Source organism: Microcoleus sp. K1-B1 (genome assembly GCF_036704705.1).
In the GTDB taxonomy this organism is placed as follows: domain Bacteria; phylum Cyanobacteriota; class Cyanobacteriia; order Cyanobacteriales; family Microcoleaceae; genus Microcoleus.
The window spans coordinates 1-17,322 of the sequence record NZ_JAUBSH010000009.1; the positions used below are offsets into that span (position 1 = coordinate 1).

At 47.1% G+C, this 17,322-nt stretch carries 13 protein-coding genes; 3 read left to right on the forward strand and 10 right to left on the reverse strand.

The window, feature by feature from the left end; translation table 11 throughout:
- Positions 1 to 171: 171 nt before the first annotated feature.
- The 10 genes from QUA83_RS04895 to purC form a co-directional block, all read right to left on the reverse strand.
- Positions 172 to 537 carry a DUF4278 domain-containing protein gene (locus QUA83_RS04895; RefSeq protein WP_333291909.1) on the reverse strand — a complete coding sequence of 122 codons (366 nt, stop codon included), beginning with the start codon at positions 535 to 537 and terminating at the stop codon, positions 172 to 174.
- A 242-nt stretch (positions 538 to 779) separates the two neighbouring features.
- Entirely contained in the window at positions 780 to 1,124 is a 345-nt protein-coding gene (locus QUA83_RS04900) for a BON domain-containing protein (protein WP_333082559.1), read from the reverse strand.
- Positions 1,125 to 1,503: 379 nt separating this feature from the next.
- Positions 1,504 to 2,766, reverse strand: a complete 1,263-nt coding sequence (locus QUA83_RS04905) for a DNA cytosine methyltransferase (RefSeq protein ID WP_333291910.1) — start codon at positions 2,764 to 2,766, stop codon at positions 1,504 to 1,506.
- Between the two features lie 136 nt (positions 2,767 to 2,902).
- Positions 2,903 to 4,075, reverse strand: a complete 1,173-nt coding sequence (lpxB, locus tag QUA83_RS04910; protein ID WP_333291911.1) for a lipid-A-disaccharide synthase — start codon at positions 4,073 to 4,075, stop codon at positions 2,903 to 2,905.
- A 34-nt stretch (positions 4,076 to 4,109) separates the two neighbouring features.
- On the reverse strand, positions 4,110 to 4,265 hold the full coding sequence (locus QUA83_RS04915) for a hypothetical protein (RefSeq protein ID WP_333291912.1): 156 nt from the start codon (positions 4,263 to 4,265) through the stop codon (positions 4,110 to 4,112).
- Complete coding sequence (gene lpxA, locus QUA83_RS04920) at positions 4,262 to 5,056, reverse strand: acyl-ACP--UDP-N-acetylglucosamine O-acyltransferase (protein WP_333291913.1); 795 nt, start codon at positions 5,054 to 5,056, stop codon at positions 4,262 to 4,264. The genes QUA83_RS04915 and lpxA overlap by 4 nt, the downstream gene beginning before the upstream one ends.
- 267 nt (positions 5,057 to 5,323) lie before the next feature.
- Entirely contained in the window at positions 5,324 to 5,845 is a 522-nt protein-coding gene (gene fabZ, locus QUA83_RS04925) for a 3-hydroxyacyl-ACP dehydratase FabZ (protein WP_333163518.1), read from the reverse strand.
- A gap of 85 nt (positions 5,846 to 5,930) precedes the next feature.
- Positions 5,931 to 6,788, reverse strand: coding sequence for a UDP-3-O-acyl-N-acetylglucosamine deacetylase (lpxC, locus tag QUA83_RS04930; protein ID WP_333291914.1), 858 nt, complete (start codon positions 6,786 to 6,788; stop codon positions 5,931 to 5,933).
- Positions 6,789 to 7,050: 262 nt separating this feature from the next.
- Positions 7,051 to 9,429, reverse strand: coding sequence for a BamA/TamA family outer membrane protein (locus tag QUA83_RS04935; RefSeq protein ID WP_333291915.1), 2,379 nt, complete (start codon positions 9,427 to 9,429; stop codon positions 7,051 to 7,053).
- Positions 9,430 to 9,614: 185 nt separating this feature from the next.
- Positions 9,615 to 10,343, reverse strand: coding sequence for a phosphoribosylaminoimidazolesuccinocarboxamide synthase (gene purC, locus QUA83_RS04940; protein WP_333291916.1), 729 nt, complete (start codon positions 10,341 to 10,343; stop codon positions 9,615 to 9,617).
- Between the two features lie 397 nt (positions 10,344 to 10,740).
- Between purC and QUA83_RS04945 the strand changes: the two genes are divergently transcribed.
- The 3 genes from QUA83_RS04945 to QUA83_RS04955 all read left to right on the forward strand — a co-directional run bounded on the left by QUA83_RS04945 (position 10,741) and on the right by QUA83_RS04955 (position 17,275).
- Positions 10,741 to 11,172 carry a response regulator gene (locus QUA83_RS04945; protein WP_333291917.1) on the forward strand — a complete coding sequence of 144 codons (432 nt, stop codon included), beginning with the start codon at positions 10,741 to 10,743 and terminating at the stop codon, positions 11,170 to 11,172.
- A 124-nt stretch (positions 11,173 to 11,296) separates the two neighbouring features.
- Positions 11,297 to 14,713 (forward strand): response regulator, encoded by a 3,417-nt coding sequence (locus tag QUA83_RS04950; RefSeq protein WP_333291918.1) that lies wholly within the window; start codon positions 11,297 to 11,299, stop codon positions 14,711 to 14,713.
- Positions 14,714 to 14,926: 213 nt separating this feature from the next.
- Entirely contained in the window at positions 14,927 to 17,275 is a 2,349-nt protein-coding gene (locus tag QUA83_RS04955) for a DNA phosphorothioation-associated putative methyltransferase (RefSeq protein WP_333291919.1), read from the forward strand.
- Positions 17,276 to 17,322: the final 47 nt, after the last annotated feature.

Here is a 17,322-nt window from a genome sequence, read left to right on the forward strand (position 1 = left end):
GCCCGTCCTTTTTGGACGGGCGGGACGCCCATCCCACAATAACAATTAAAATTGTAAGTTATTTAATTCGCGATCCTTAGCTAAAAATTGCTTTATGGGAAGAAGGGGGAAATTGAGCTTAACTCGATTTCCCCCCTCTTGACAAACGCTTTGTTTTCTGAAGCTTTTTCTCTAACAGACCATCTGTCTCGACTCAATTTCTAGCAAGCGCAGCAGTGTTTCATCGCCCTTGGCTTTGGCTGCTTCCTTTCTACGATCGAGAATATTGCAAATATTCGCCTGATGGACTTGCGCCACTTCCACAACTGTTGGGTAATAATCCACCGCCCCTGAGGCGCGAGCTGCTGCGACATCGCCAGCTTGAGCATCTCGCTTTTTGGTATGGTTTGGGCCGCCGTATTTTCTGGGGTTGGGAATGTGTCTCGGATACCGATAGTTCCAGTTTTGACCCCGATATTTGCCTGCGACTTCCCCTTCGATCATATCGACTGTCGGAATGTCGTACTCGTAGTTTGAACCGCGATAAGTGAGTTTCATATTTTTTGATCCTTATATTTATCGAGATAAAAAGGGCAATCAGGTCAGCTTTGGTTTTTTTCGCTAAAACATTTTTAGTTTCTGTATTCAATTATACTGTTTTTTTAGATAAATCGCTTTTTTTTACAAAAATTAATATTTTGAGGGAGAGACGGCAAGAAAAAACCCGCCGCAGCGGGTTTAATCGAGTTTTTGACTAATTCGAGCAGCACCCGGAGCGAAACTGCTGCGGTTCCGAAGAACTAGCCGACTGTCACCTGATCGGTTTGCACGTTTGTGGCACCTTCTTCAGCAGAGGCGATCGCCACCAACTTGTCGAGAATTTCCTGACTGGGAACTTGACCTTTGAGAACAACCGTGCTGCTGAGCTGAGCCACATAAACAGTCTCGATATCAGCAACTTCTGCATCGGCGTCAAAAGCTAAAGCCACCCGCTTAGCGAGGCCGCTTTCGTCAAAATTTCCGTCTGGGCCGACTTTAGCAGGAGCGATGGATTGCGCTTGGGCTGCTTGCTGTACTACTTGTGCCATCGGTTCAGCCTGGGGTGCAGGCTTTTCGAGTCCGAACAGTCTTTTAAACCAACCCATAGTATTTGAGTCTCCTGAAAATACACTTTTTACACAATAGCTCTAGAATTCCCAAAGACTCGTAATTGTTGCAAAACTCAGCGAAATTTATCAAAATGTTTTCCGGCAGACTTTCACAATCTCAAAAATCCTCTGATATCCAGATGTTTATTTGGCTATTTTATGTATAGGATGCTACGCCTTGGATTGCAGGCCAGTAGTCGAAATAGTTCCCACTTTTACCTTGCAAAAACTTCACAGCGCGCCGGAATACATTCCCGGTTTGTTTAACTACTGGGGACATCTCGTGCTGGTTATCGAAGTGTGTTCACTGATACAGGCGACGCTAAACCCGCGCTTAATTGGAGGTAGCGCTGCATATACGCTGTAAATCTAATTCTTAACTTTTTAGATAATATTGTTCTGCTTCCGACCAATTCAGTTTAAGCAACGAATCATCTCCCCATGTCAGCTTGAGACTTGGCTTAATGGCTGTCACGCCCAAAGCCCTAATAATCTGCGCTGCGACAGCTTTCGCCAATAGTGGCGGTACAGAATTTCCGACTTGGCGAAAACCGTGCCATTTTGTAACGTGAAATCTAAACCAGTCAGGATAAGAATGCAGTCGCGCAGCTTCTCTGACTGTAATGCACCGAGGGGCGATCGGGTGAATCGGCCTCGGCGAAGTATAAGCCCCCCTCGCCCTGTCGGTTCCCGCCCTGAGAGTGTTGCAAACTCCCTGGGGGTGAAGCTTGTAAAAACGGCTGATCGGCTCTTTTTCGCCGTGTTTGGCCGCCTGAAACCTTTCCATACATTCCTGAGAATGTTTAGTTCGCAAACTACAAGAGAGGATTTGTCGATCGTACTCGCGATCGTAGGAATAATCATCATCCAAACCATCAATTCCGCGCATTATACTCGCATAATTGCTGCACTTTCCGTACTCCGCCATTACCCAATCTCGGTGCAGCAACTCGCTGTACTTTTCCACATCCGGCAAATCTCCAATCGCATCCCAAACTGTCGGGACAGCAGGTAAATTAATTTTTTTATAGCGTTTAGGAATTTTAATTTTGGGCAGTATAGTAGTTTGCTGAGGGTATTTGGGTAGCTCATAACCTTCTTTGCACCCAATCAAAAACAATCGTTTGCGAGCTTGCGGCACTCCATAGTGAACAGCGTTGAGAACTTGATAATTTTCTTCTACTTTATAGCCACGTTTCAGAAAAGAGCTAATTAAAACATTCAAGAGTTCTTTGTGTTCTCCTGATGCAATCCCCGGCACATTTTCCATTACAAAAAACTTTGGTTTTAGCTCCAAAACTAAGCGCTGAAAGTGAAAAATTAGAGAATTTCGCGGGTCGTCCACATCGCGCTTACCCATCATGGAGAATCCTTGACAGGGCGAACCACTGATTACTACGTCTATCTCGCGCCGCCCGATCGCCGATTTTTTCCGAATTTCTGAGCCTGTAAGCGCTGTGACATCTTTGCACAGAATAGAACACAGCGGGAAATTAAACTCGTGTGTGGCGCAGTGAATAGGGTCAATTTCAACTGATGCAAGTACATCAAACCCTGCTTGTTCAAAGCCCAGGGTCATGCCGCCCGCGCCGGCAAATAAATCAACAGCGATCGGTCGCTTTTTCCGATTGCTTGGCATAACATTTCAATAACAAAGTTGCTTTAATAGAAATTAAGGAAATCCACCGCGTTTCTGGTAATAAATCGTGGGTTTGTCCACGATCCAGCCACAAAGTAACCGGGTTTATACATAACTTTTAAATACAAAAAATGCTTTAATTTGCTGTATTTAATTTGACATTTTTCATTATTTCCGCAGCGGCCCGATCGCACACACCCACATCTCCGAGACTTTCGCGCATTTCCCGATAACCTGCCAAAGTTTGCTGGCGTCGATCGGCATTTTGCAGCAATTCCAGTGCGTGATTCACTATATTTTCCGCAGTCGCCTCGTCTTGCAGCAACTCCGGGACGATCGGCTTCATTTGCACCAAATTGGGCGGAGACATAAAAGGAATCGAAAATTTCAGCACGTGGCGAGCAATAACAGCCGTAATCGGACTGACGCGGTAGGCGACAACTTGCGGAACGTCGAGCAAAGCTAGCTCCAGATTAACAGTACCAGATTTAGCGATCGCCAGATCGGCAGCAGCCAAGATTTCCAGAGTTTGATTTTCTAACAAAGTAGCCCGCAAACCGTAATTCTTGATCGCCTGTTCAATTTTGCTGCGAAAAGCTTGGTTAGCAAGCGGAATCCAAAAATGAACTTCCGGCAATTTAGCTTGAATAATTTGAGCTGCCTCAAATATAACCGGCATCAGGTACTTGAGTTCTTGGTGTCTAGAAGCGGGAATTAGGGCGATCGACACCTGTTCCGGAACAATTCCCAAAGTTTTGCGGGCAACTTCCCGGCTGGGCGCAGATTGCATTCTATCCACCAAAGGATGACCAACCCAACTCACTTCGGCTCCTTTTTTTTGATAATAACAAGCTTCCTCTGGGAAAATTGCCAAAAGTTGGTCGCAAATACTGACAATCAGATCAGTATTGCGAGGAGAAATCGACCAAACCCATTCTTGAGGTGCGATGTACCAAACCACCGGCAAATCAGGCAAACAGCGGCGGATATAGCTGCCAATACCGAGATTTGGAGTCAAATAATCAATCAATACAACAACATCGGGGCGAAAGTTTTTGAGATATTGTTTAGCTTTTTGCTGAACTTTGATCGTGGGCAAAATATAGGGCACAGATTCTATAAGGCCCATAGAACCAATGCCCACAGTATCGCCTAAAATAGTAGCACCAGCTTCCGCCATACGAGGGCCGCCCAATCCTGTTATTTCTAACTCCAAACCAGCGGCGACAGCGTGACGTTTTAAGGCTGCAACTAACAACGATCCTTGCAAATCCCCAGAAACTTCACCAGTGCTAATAAAAATTTTCATAAACTCCTCAATATCATCGGTAAGGTGCGTCAGACTAAAAAGTCTTTGAGTTACCTCTAGGTGGTGACTGACGCACCCTACAGCTTTCTTCTTCTACTTCTTCTACTTCTGCCTTCGTTTCCTTCGCGTCTTCGCGGTTCAATAATACTAATTCTTCTGGCCTGAAAGAATTAATATAAGCCTCATTCACTTTTTGCCAGGAATCAAACCGCGCCGCCCTTTGGTTATAGACTGCTGCACAAATCTCTGCAGGTGCTGCAAGTGGGGGTTTTCCGGCAACAAATCCAACTGTTCCAAAGCTCGATCTAGAGTGTAGCCAGAACGGTATAAAATACGAAAAGTTTTCTTCAAAACCAGCAAATCTTCTGCGGTAAAACCGGCGCGTTCGAGCCCTATTTTGTTGATTGCTCGCACTCTCGAAGGATTCCCCTCGACTAGCATATAAGGAGGCACATCTCGATCGATCCTGCTCAAGCCACCCACCATAGACAAGCGGCCGATGTGGACAAACTGGTGAACGCCCAAAACACCGCTCAAGCGGGCTTGAGACTCGATTTTAACGTGTCCGGCTAAGGCTACAGCATTGGCGATAATTACTCGATCGGCGATCGCGCAATTGTGTCCCACATGAACATAAGCCATCAATAGATTATGATTGCCAATAGTCGTGCTTTCCCCCGCTCCAGTAGCGCGGTTAATTGTCACGTATTCCCGAATGAGATTGTTGTCGCCAATTTTCACCCTAGTCAGAGAACCCTCGTATTTCAAATCTTGAGGTTCCAAACCAATCGCCGCACCGGGGAAAATTTGATTGCGAGCGCCTATTTCTGTTAGCCCGTCGATAATTGCATGAGCGCCAATCTTAGTCTCCGGCCCGATTTTCACTCTTTCCCCAATTACAGCATAAGCTCCCACTTCTACAGTCGGGTGAAGTTCAGCGCGGGGATGAATCACAGCAGTTGGGTGAATCAAAGTAAGCATTTTTTATTAGTCAGTTTTCAGTTTTCAGTTTTCAGTTTTCATACAAAATCAAGCTTAAATACCCCGTTTATTTCTTAGTCCGCGGCGGACTTCGTTTGTGTAGTAGCGATTTCAATCGCCGAATCATCAAGGAGTAACAAACCAGGATTTAGTATCAGTAGTCCCTTGTCAATTGTCAATTGTCATTGGTTATCAGGAATAGAGAGAAATTCCCAAATAACACATCACCAATCACCAATCACCAATCACCAATCACCAATCACCAACTTAATCTACCATCGAAAACGTCAATTCCCCTTCACAAACTTTTTGTCCGTCTACTTCAGCCAGAGCCTGCATTTTTGCGAAGCGGCGGCGTTTTACCCACAGCAATTCTACAGTCATCAGCAACTGATCGCCCGGTACAACCTGACGACGGAACTTGACTTGATCAATTCCGGTAAACATCCACAATCCTTGCTTGATGTCGGGCAACTGAGCCAGAACAATACCGCCAACTTGAGCCATTGCTTCGACAATTAATACTCCAGGCATAATCGGCCGTCCGGGAAAATGCCCTTGAAAATGCGGTTCGTTGAAAGTCACATTTTTAATTCCTACAGCCTTCTCGGACGGCACGTAATCAACAATCTTGTCAACCAGTGCAAAAGGATAGCGATGAGGCAATAATTTCTGAACTTCTTCGAGAGTAAAAGTAGATTTAACCGCTGGAGAATCTTCACCGTTTTTGGTGGAGACGGATTCAGAATTAGCAGTATTTAGGGTGTTAACTTCAGTCAGCGTAGACATTGCTTGAAGACTTTTGAGTGTGGTATTGCAGAAGGCAGAATGAAGAAGGAAGATGCAATCTTAACAGAAGATCACCTGTTTTTTCCTAACTTTTATCTAGGGTAGCTAGAGCTTCCGATTTCAGGGCTTGGGCGAGTTGGACGTGCAGGTTGTGACTGGCTTTGTAAGCCAAGTAGTGAGCTTTTGGCCAAGTTCCGAGCAGACTGAGGTCGCCTGCTAGGTCTAGGATTTTATGGCGCACTGGTTCGTTGGCAAATCTCAAAGGCGGGTTGAGCCAGCCGGATCGATCGCAAACTAGGGCGTTCTCTAGGGTACCACCTTTGATCAAACCTGCTTGTCGCAATTGGTCAACTTGGCGAGCAAGTCCAAAAGTGCGGGCTGGGGCGATCGCCGTCGCAAAACTTTCTGCCTCTGGCGACCAACTGTACCATTGATTGCCGATCGCCTGTTCCTCAAAATCAATTCCGTAACTAAATCGAGTTTCGGCTGAGGGTAAAGCCGCTGCAAAAGCATCCCCGTGGCGCACCCAAATTGGCTGTTCTACGACGACGAAGGAGGAAGTGGGGTCTTGCTTCGATTCTTGAGGCACTAAGCCGATATGGGCGATCGCCTCTACCCAAACCTGAGCCGAACCGTCCAGCAGCGGCACTTCCGGCCCATCAACCTCTATTCGAGCATTATCCGCTCCCATCCCCGCCAAAGCTGCTAATAAATGCTCTACAGTGCGAATTTGAGCATCGATACCGGCCAGTTCCGTTGAAAGTGCAGTCTGGCAAACCGCCTCAATTTTTGCAGGAATTATCGGAGCACCAGGCAAGTCAATTCTGACAAAATAGCGGCCTTCCCCAACCGACGCCGGCAAAACTCGGACGTGAGTCTGTTCGCCGCTGTGCAAACCGATTCCCGACAGTTCAAATTCAGATTTTAAGGTACGTTGAGTCATTAGTTATTGGGAATTGGGAATTGGGCATGGGCCAAACAGGGAATTGGTTATTGGTTATTGGTTATTGGTTATTGGTTATTGGTTATTGGTTATTGGTTATTGGTTATTGGTTATTAGTTATTAGTTATTAGTTAATTACTACCAATTACCAATTCTAAATGTCCAATGCCCAATACTTCGACTACGCTCAGTACGAGTGTCCAATGCCCAATTTCCCATGTCCTGTTTGGCCAATGCCCAATGCCCAATGCCCAATGCCCAATTAGAATCGCTCACCAATCCCAAAGTGAATTTGATTGTCGCCGGTGTCGTTGATACCGTAATCGATCCGGATCGGCCCTAAAGGAGATTGAACCCGCACGCCGAGACCGTAACCGTAACCGCTACCGGGCTTTTCGCGGATACCTGCAGGGTCGCCTGGGACATCTTTGCCTGTGCCAAAGTCAGTGCCAGCATCCAAAAATAGTGCTCCGCCGATAAACGAAATAATCGGGAAACGGTACTCAACGCTGGCTTCTAGGAAACTGCGGCCGGCTCCCAGGTCGCCTTCGGCGTACCCGCGCACCGAGTTGGCGCCGCCCAAGGCAAAGGCTTCGTAGGGAGGCAAATCTCCGAATACGGTACCGCCCCTAAAACTGAATGCCAGAGTTTGAGGGCCGGCGGTAAAGTTAGTGTACTTGACTGGTAGGTACAAGCTGTAGCTGGCCCGCAGACGGTTTAAGAGGATGCTGCCGGAACCGACAGGAATCGATTGTTCCATGCCAAATCTGAGCAGGGAACCGCTAGTGGGGCGGAGGGGGTCGTTGCGCCGATCGCGTACAACACCTGCTTGCAAAGTTGTCAAGTCATCCGAACCCGAATCGCTAAAACTTAACAGGTTGCCGAGTTCGTCTTCGGACTCGCGACGGCCTTTGCGATCGGTAATTGAGACTCGCTGGTACTGCAAACCTAGTGAAGCAGTCCACTCAGGATCGGCAAAAGGATTGCGCGACAGAGGACGGGTGAAATTGATGCCGGCCCCGGTGCGATTGATGCGGGGTCGATCGTCGTTGGGCAATCTGACTTCCCGTTCGCCGCCGTCAAAAATCACGCTGATCGATCGTCTTCTAAACACATTAATCGTATAAGAAGTCCGGTAAGGATCGCCCGCAATCCAGGGGTCGGTAAAACTCACGTCAAACAGATTTTGGCGTTCCCCGATTTGTACTTCAGCCCCCAATTTCTGGTTCCTACCTCTCAAGTTTTGCTGCTGGTAACTCAGCGTACCGAACAAACCCGTCGCGGAACTCAAACCCGCACCCGCCGCCAGAGAACCGGTATTTTTCTCGATGACGTTGACAATTACCCTTGCCTTGCGGGGGTCAGTCGTTCCCGGTTCCAAGGCAAGCCGCACGTCTTCAAAAATTCCCAAACCAAACACCCGTCTCAAATCCCTTTCCGCCTTGGTGCGGTTAAAGATGTCTCCGGGCTTGAGTTCTACTTCGCGGGTGATGACAAACTGACGGGTGTTGCCTCCGATCGGCTGACCCCTAGCATCTGTTGCCTCTCCCTCCTTGTTCAGGAAGCGGACATCAACGGATTCGATCTGGCCTTCTGCCACTACCAGGGTGACAGTGCCGTCGTCTGCTACTTGCGGGGCATCAGTGATTTGGCCCAAAACATAGCCGTTCTCTTGATACCACGCATTAATTTTTTTCACTCCCTCTTCAAAGCGGCGGAGGTTGAGAATTTTGCCGTATTGATCGCGGAAGCTTTCGTCAATTACGCTTTGGGGCAGCACTTGCTGACCGGTGATTGTCACTCCCCGCAGCACCGGATTTGGCTGCACAATAAAAGTCACCCGGACGCCCAACGGGGTGTCTTCCGGTACTGCCCGCACGTTTCTGAAAAAGCCCGTGGCAAAAATGGCGTTGATGTCTTGTTGCAGTTGGCTGCGGTTGGTTGTGCGTCCCGGTTGGGTGCTGATGACTCGGTAAATTTCGGTTTCCAAGTCTTCCGTCGCCCCGGTGACTGTAACTTCTGCTACTAGCACTTGCGGTTCTGCCGCCCCGGCGGGTGCAGGGGCTTGTCTGGGCTGCGGTGCTGGGCCAGGGGGCAATGGGGGAACCGTGTTAGCGGGCGGTCTGGTCGGGGCCGGTATTGTCGGAACTTGGGCGTTTTGAACGATCGTCCCTGATTCCTCTGGTTTCCCTAGCTCTGCTGCGATCCAGGCGGGCGTTACCGCCGCTTCCGATGGGGGGAGCGAGCTGTCCTGTTGTGCCTCTGGCAGGGCGTTTTGACTGCTAGAGGCGGGGGAGGGGTTGGATGCTAGCTGGGGTTGGAGTTGAAGGAGCGGAGGTGAAACCGGGGAGGGCGGGTCTGTGACTTGGTTTGGGGGTTCCTCGCCTTCTCCTCTGGCAGGTGCCGCAGCTATTTTTAGGGCTTCCCCTTTGCTGGTTTTAGCAGCTTTACGGTTTTGAGGAGGGTTTTGGGTTAATTCTGGAAGGGGGCGATCGGGTAATTCGATCGACGGGGAGGGCCCGGCGGCAGCCAAAGCTTCCTCTGCTGATTCAGAGTAGGATGTTTGGCCGTTTGCAGAATTTGATAACCCGAATGTTGCTGAGGCAGTAAAAACTGCCACCAATACAGCAGATAAACGCATTTTTGTTCACTTTTTTGGGCAATCCACACACCACATTAGTCATTATTCATTAGTCATTAGTCATTAGTTATATAAGTCGGTGGAATTTCGCGCTGACCGCTAATTGATGACTGTTGACCGCTGATTGCTGACATCGAAAACAGAAGGGTGACAAACTGTGCAATTCTAGCGCATTACCAAGGCCTCTAGACTTTCTGGGCGAGAACCCGTTGGAGAACTTGCTGGTAAGCGGTTTCTACCGATCCTAAGTCGCGGCGGAATCGGTCTTTGTCCATAACACGGGCGTCGGGGTCGGCTTCTGCGTTGTCCCAGAGGCGGCAGGTGTCGGGACTGATTTCGTCGGCGAGGATCAGATTTTGATGTTGGTCGATACCGAATTCTAGTTTGAAGTCTACCAGGGTGATGCCGCACTGGCTGAAAAATTCTTTGAGTATTTCGTTAATTTCGCGGGCGGCGATTTCTAGTTGGTCTACTTGTTCCGGGGTGGCTAGCTGCATTAGCAGCAGCCTGTCGCGGGTCAGCAGCGGGTCTCCCAAGTCGTCGTTTTTGTAATAAAACTCCACCAGCGGCGGATTGACAATTGTGCCGAGGGCGAGTCCGGTTTGCTTGCAAAGACTGCCGGCGGCAATGTTTCTGACTACGACTTCCAAGGGCAAGATTTGGACGCGACAGACTCGCATTTCGTTGGGGGTTGGCGTGTCTATGAAGTGGGTGGGAATGCCTTTGGCTTCTAGCATCCGAAACAGGTGGGCGGATACGGCGCAGTTGATTTCGCCTTTGCCGACGATGCTGCCGCGTTTCTGGGCGTTAAAGGCTGTGGCGTCGTCTTTGAAGTGGGTCAGCAAAATTTCGCTGTCTTCGGTGGAGTAGAGGATTTTGGCTTTGCCTTCGTAGAGTTTGCGATCGGCTGACATGGCGATTAATAATGTAGATGAGTTTTAGATTTTACCGTAGCTCGATCGGGCGTTATTGGCGAGTTTTTGGATCTCGGCTGCACCGCTCATTCTCTGACCAAAAATTTCTTGAGGGTACAAGCCCCCAGATTTATCCGTGGAATCAATCCAAAATCTAAAATCTAAAATCCTCAAGCCCCCGCATTTATCCGTGGGGTCGCCTCTAAAATCTAAAATCTAAAATCTAAAATCGAATGAGGGGCGAGTACACCTGTAGGTAGATACCGTCATCGGCCCCGGCATAAATGATTCTTGACAAAGGACAATAGAGATTAAACCTGCTGGGTTCGCGATCCGTGCTGACTAAACCTCGCAAACGAAACGGGCGCTTAAAAAACATCTATAAAATGGCTGATTTATGCAAGACAAAAAAATTCATATTCTCTTGGTAGAAGATGATGAGGTTGATGTGATGAACGTCCGGCGAGCTTTCAAAAAAAATAACATCGTCAACCCCCTCTACATTGCTGCCAATGGATTAGAAGCTCTAGCTATTTTGCGTGGAGAAGGAAAAATAGATCCTCCCATGCCTCAAGCGCGCCGATTGATTTTGCTGGACTTGAATATGCCTAGAATGAGCGGGATCGAGTTTTTGCAAGAATTGCGACAGGATGAATGTTTGAGGTCGATTCCGGTAATCGTCCTCACAACTTCTAATGAAGATAGAGATAAAGTAAAAGCTTATAATTTGAATGTAGCGGGCTATATTCTTAAACCTGTTACTTTTTCTAACTTTGTGGAAGTGATGGCTACCCTAAACAGATACTGGATGCTGAGCGAAATTCCCTAAAGTAGGGAAAATTCAATAAAAAATTTATTTTTTAATGTAGCTTGGTGATTTTTCAGCGCGGCAGTTATTTTAATTCCTTTTTCCAGACTGCTGCTTTTTCGGAGTAATCCACAATTCGCTTGTTATGGACAAAATTCTCACAATTCTGATAGTAGATGACGATGCAGTCGATAGAATGGCGATCAAACGTTCGCTCAAGTCTGCTGGTGTTTCTGCAGAAGTTACTGAAGCAGAAGACTGCGCGGATGCCCTGGTCCAACTCTCGGTCAGCCAAAATTCTATGCAGGCTACAGCGAAACTCTCCAAACAAAATAAATCTCAACCTTTAAGCGAGGTTGAGGAGACAGAAAAGGGGCTGCTATTAAATCAAATATTTGAGTGCAAATTTGACTGCGTATTCCTAGACTACGGATTGCCGGACGGAGACGGACTGAGTTTGGTAAAACATCTACGAGAAGCGGGGCTGAAAGTTCCCTTAATTGTGCTCACAGGTCAAGGCGACGAACAAATAGCTGTGGAATTGATGAAGGCAGGAGCTTCTGATTATATCGCTAAAAACAAGCTTTCTCCAGAAAGTTTGTCTCGCAGTTTGTCCAATGCGATGCGCGTTTACCGCGCCGAATTTCAGGCGTTTCATACCAGTCAAAAGCTCAAGGAAAGTGAGGAACGATACAGGTTAGTTTTAGAGGGAGTGAACGACGGAATTTGGGATTGGGATTTAAGTAAAAATGAGGTTTATTGGAACGATCGCCTTTTGGAAATTATCGGTTTGTCCCGAAAGCAATTTGGCAGGACTATGGAAGCTCTATACAACCGCCTGCACCCCGATGACAAGGAGGGAATTGTCGCGGCGATCGCCGCTCACTTGGAACAAGAAATAGACTATAATGTAGAATTCCGGCTGCTACACTCGAACGGTCTTTACCGCTACTGCACTTCTCAGGGAAAAGCTCAGCGGAATTCCCAAGGAAAACCGCTGCGAATGGCCGGCATGATTAGCGACATTACTGAGCGGAAACAGGCGGAATATGCTCTGGAAAGGGAACGGCAGCAACTGAGACAAATTATTACTTGCGTGCCTGTAGCAATGGCGATGTTCGATACACAAATGCGCTATATGGCTAATTCTAAAAAATGGGTTAGTCAATTTAATTTAAACTTGCCGTCTCTGAATAATTTTAGCCATTACGAATTGTTTCCCGATACACCGAATCGCTGGAAAGTAATGTACCAACAAGCGCTCAAAGGTCAGGTAGTTTCTGTGAGCGAAGATGCCTGGGAACGAGCCGACGGCTCTGTTCTGTACCTGCGGTGGGCTGCTCACCCTTGGTACGATCCAGACGAGAAAGTCGGGGGAATTGTGATGGTTGCCGACAAGATTAATGAGTTGGTGGAAGCGCGGGAAACTGCCTTAGAAGCTAGCCGGGTGAAGTCGCAATTCTTGGCGAACATGAGTCACGAAATTCGCACTCCGATGAATGGGGTTTTGGCAATGGCTCAATTGCTGCTGCGCGCTCCTCTGGAACAGAAACAGCGGGACTGTGCTCAGACTATTTACCGCAGTGCTGAACATTTGCTGAATGTTATTAATGATATCCTCGATTTCTCTAAAATTGAAGCGGGAGAAATGCGACTGGAAAAGGCTAATTTTGATTTGGATAGTTGCCTGGAGTCGGTGATAGAAATCATAGCGCATTTGGCAGAAGAAAAAGGTATTGAATTGAATATTTTAGTTGATAGCTCAGTGCCGAGAAAGTTGGTGGGCGACTCGGGCAGATTGAAGCAAGTTTTGCTGAATTTGACGGGTAATGCCATAAAATTTACGGATAGCGGTCAAGTTCTAGTTCACGTAACTGTGAAACAGGGCAACCGACGGGCAGACGGTAGACAAGAGGCAAGATTGCTATTTTCGGTGCGGGATACTGGCATTGGAATTTCGGCCCAAGGGCAAACAAAGCTGTTCCAATCTTTTTCTCAGGTAGACGATTCTCCTACTAGGCCTTACGGCGGGACGGGTTTGGGTTTGGCTATTTGTAAGCAGTTAGTGGAGATGATGGGAGGGGACATTGGAGTTCGCAGTTTGCTAGGTAGCGGTGCTACTTTTTGGTTTACTGTACCTTTGGAAAAACAGTTACCAGTTGAGCCTCATGATCCCGAACTTGCGGGCAAGAAGCTGTTAGTAATCTCTGGAAGTGCTTTGAGGAGGGCTGCGGTGCGATCGCTCGCTCAAAGTTGGGGTGCGCGCTGCGATGAGGCAGAAACTGCTTCTGAGGCTTGGAGTTGGTTGAAAAATGCCCAGGGCGGGATTTCTCAGAATTCGGGACAGGGGGGAAAAAGCTGGGATGTGGTGCTGGTGGACTTGCAAATGCCGGAGTTGGATGCGGAGGAATTTGCTAGGAAAGTGCGATCGACCTCGACAGTTGGCTCGTTAATCGCTATGAGTGGTTTGCGAGAACAGCCGAAGGCTGAATCGCTTTGCAGTCGGGGTTTTAATGGATATTTGATCGAGCCGGTGCGACCAAGCCGCCTGCTTGAGGCAATGCTTGCGCCGGTGAAGGGAACGGGAGATTTTGGGAGAGTGGAGGCTGCTAATACTGGCAAGTTGCCACCAGTTAATTCTCAATATGTTACTCCCAATTCGCTGTCCTCGCTGAGGATTTTGGTGGCGGAAGACCACCCGATCAATCAACAAGTTCTTGTCGAACAGTTGGCAGTTTTAGGCTATCAGGCTGACTGCGTGGTCAACGGTCAAGAAGCGCTGGATTTGCTGGCAAAAAAAAGCTATGATTTAGTGCTGATGGACTGTCAAATGCCCGTACTTGATGGTTACAAAACGGCGCAAAAGTTGAGGCAAATCGAAGGAAGCGATCGGCATACTTTTGTGATGGCTTTAACTGCTCATGCTATGCCGGGGGAACGAGAAAAGTGTCTGGCGGCGGGGATGGACGATTATCTCAGCAAACCTGTAGATTTAGATGCTTTGGCGGCGGCCCTGAAAAAGTATGAAGCCCTCAAGGTTCAGGGTGACAATAAGTATGGAGTTAAAAGTATAAATTCGGAAAATAAATCTCAATTAGCAACAAATTATACAGAAGTTGTGGAAAAAACGCAGGTTGTGGCTGGGCCGACACCAAGGGCGATCGCACTTCAAACTTGGGAACATAGAGACTACGACGGACTGTTCGACAAGAGCAGATTGGAGCAACTCGGACGAGTTAATATTAAATTGCCAGAGCGACTTTTGCAAGCTTTTGTGGCAGACGCCCAAGCTGATATGGCTGCTGCCAAACTAGCTCTAGAAGCTAAAGATTGGCAAGCTGTGGAATATCAAGCACACCGTCTCAAGGGAACTTCGGCTAATGTGGGAGTTGCTCTGATGTCGGATTTGGCCGCACAATTGGAGCATCAAGCGCGAGGCTTTCAATCTGAACCACCAGAGGTGGAATTGTTAAATATTGAGAGGGTTGAGAACCTATTAGTAAGTTTGTCCAGTCATTTAGCCCGGGTTCAAGAATTTGTGGAAACTCGAATGTTTGGTTAATATCTTACTCGATCATAGTCGATCGTAGTCGGCGATAAAAATCGCCATAACAAAAACGAAGTCTCTTTCTAAGAGGCAAATAAATAAAGCGGTACAGTACGGAGGGTGCATCCTAGATATAAAAATTATAGTAGAGAAAATTTGTTTGTTTGTTTCTTCACTCCGTGTCCTCTGCGTTCTCTGCGGTTAATTAAAAAAACAATTAATTTAGCTATGAATTACGATACCAGTACAAACACTATTTTAGATAGCAATTCATTAGAAATTGATGAAAAACTGCTAACGCCTTTGATGGTTTTTGATCGAGAAGTTTTATTGTACGAAAACGAGGCTCTTGCTGAGCAACATTATGTAAATGCTGTGCCGTGCCCGCTCGATGAAATTAATAACTTTTCTGTTGAGAATTTGGTGGCAAAAGTGGCTCGCTGCTGTCGGGAAAGCAAGGTGGGAAAAAAATTACCGACGGCTTTTTACGTTCACGTTTCGGCTTTGCAGACACTCAACCCTGTCCTCAGAATTTACGAAAATTGTGCCAGACGCACTCTGGAAAATATTGATGAAGCAACTTTAGTTAAAGTTTCACTCCATCAACCTAAAATATCTTATCTTTTTTACCCTGATTTCGATACAGATGCTCATCCTGCTTTGCAAACCAGCATCCAAATTAATCTAGCAACAGGGGAAGTTAAATATTTCGATTACAGCAACAGCGAAAATCCTCCTGTTTTGCATCGTAAGGAAACTTTTGTAGCTGGGGATTATCCCCATTACGAAAAGTTTGCGAGGCTGACTCGCTGCGAGGAAAAGTGGGGGCTGCTTGACAATACTAGCGTTATCGGCACTCGCGAGGGTTGGCTCAAATATTTGGGATATTGCGGTGTAGAAATCCAAGATCATACTGTTGTCGAGCGTTTGAAACAGGAGAATAGTGAGCTATCAATTCCTAAAATCGAGCGACACAAAGCTGCAATGGTACGAAATTCGCTTTCTAAACCTCTGCGTCTGGTTTTAGAAGCTGATTTAGTGAGGGACGGGGCGACTTTTTTTGATTACGGTTGCGGTTACGGCGGGGATATTAAATATATTGCACAAGAGGGTTATGCTATTTCTGGTTGGGACCCATACTATCAGCCGGATACTCCGCGAATTTGTGCTGATATTGTGAATATTGGTTATGTGATTAATGTGATTGAATCTTTGGCGGAACGCCGAGAAGCTTTGCTGAATGCTTGGGAATTAACTAAGAATTTATTAGTTGTGGCGGCTCAAGTTTTGATTGATGATAGTGATCGAGGTCAAATTGCTTACGGGGATGGGGTGATTACTTCTCGCAATACTTTTCAGAAGTATTACGAACAGGAAGAGTTGAAGGTTTATATTGACCAAGTTTTGAGTGTTGATGCAATTCCTGTAGCTTTGGGAATTTATTTTGTGTTTCGGGATGCTGCGGAGGGTGAAGGTTTTCGTGCTTCTCGGTTTCGATCGCACTTATCGACTCCCAGGGTGCGATCGCAAGTTAAGCGGTTTGAGGATTATGCGGATATGTTAGCTCCTTTGATGGCTTTTGTCAGCGATCGGGGTCGGCTTCCGGTTAAAGGCGAATTAGCGGAAGAGTCGGCGATTAAGGAGGAATTTCACAGTTTTAATCGCGCTTGGAGGGTGATTTTGCAAGCAACGGATGCCGATGATTGGGAGAAAATCGCTGACAAGCGCCGCCAGGATTTGCTGGTGTATCTCGCTCTCAACGGTTTGGGCGATCGGCCTTCAATCCGCCGACTCCCAGCTCAAATCCGCAATGATATCAAAGGTTTGTTTGACAATTATCAAAAAGCTTGCACGTTGGCTGATTTAATGCTATATAGTCTGAGCAAAGCTGATATTGTGGCTGACTGCTGCGAAGATAGTGCGATCGGCTACAAACAGCCCGGTACTCTTTCAGTTCACGTCTCTGCATTAGAAGAACTAGACCCTTTGCTCAGGCTCTACGAAGGCTGCGCCAACCGCACAATTGGCAGGCTTGACGGCGCGACAATTATCAAATTTTACGCTCGAAAACCTCAGATTTCCTATTTATTTTATCCCGATTTTGACACTAACCCGCATCCAGCACTTCACACTTCTATGCACATAGATTTGCGCGATCTTTCTGTGAGCTATCAAGACTTTTCAGATGTGTATAATCCGCCAATTTTAGTTAGAAAAGAAGCTTTTGTTACTGCTAGTTATCCCCATTACGACAAGTTTGCTAAACTCACCCGCCAAGAAGAAAAGTTAGGTATTCTCGATCGGGGCGCAGTTAAGAAATATCGGGAATGGGTGAAGTGTTTGGAGGAAAATTGCGTTAAAATCAAGGATCATAAGTTGTTTTGGCGATCGAATGCTGACCCAGAAAAATTGAAAATGCTGCAAAAAGCTGCGTCGGAACGTCAGCCGAAAAAGATTGAGGTTAATGCAGGAAAGATTGAACCAACCGCAGAGAGCGCAGAGGGCGCAGAGGATGGAAAAAAGGTTCAGATTGAAGCAGTTGAGGGTGATAATATTACGATTGAGACCTTGAATTAGAACGGGGCGAGATGCTATATTGAATTGAGGTTCACAGAGCAATTTGC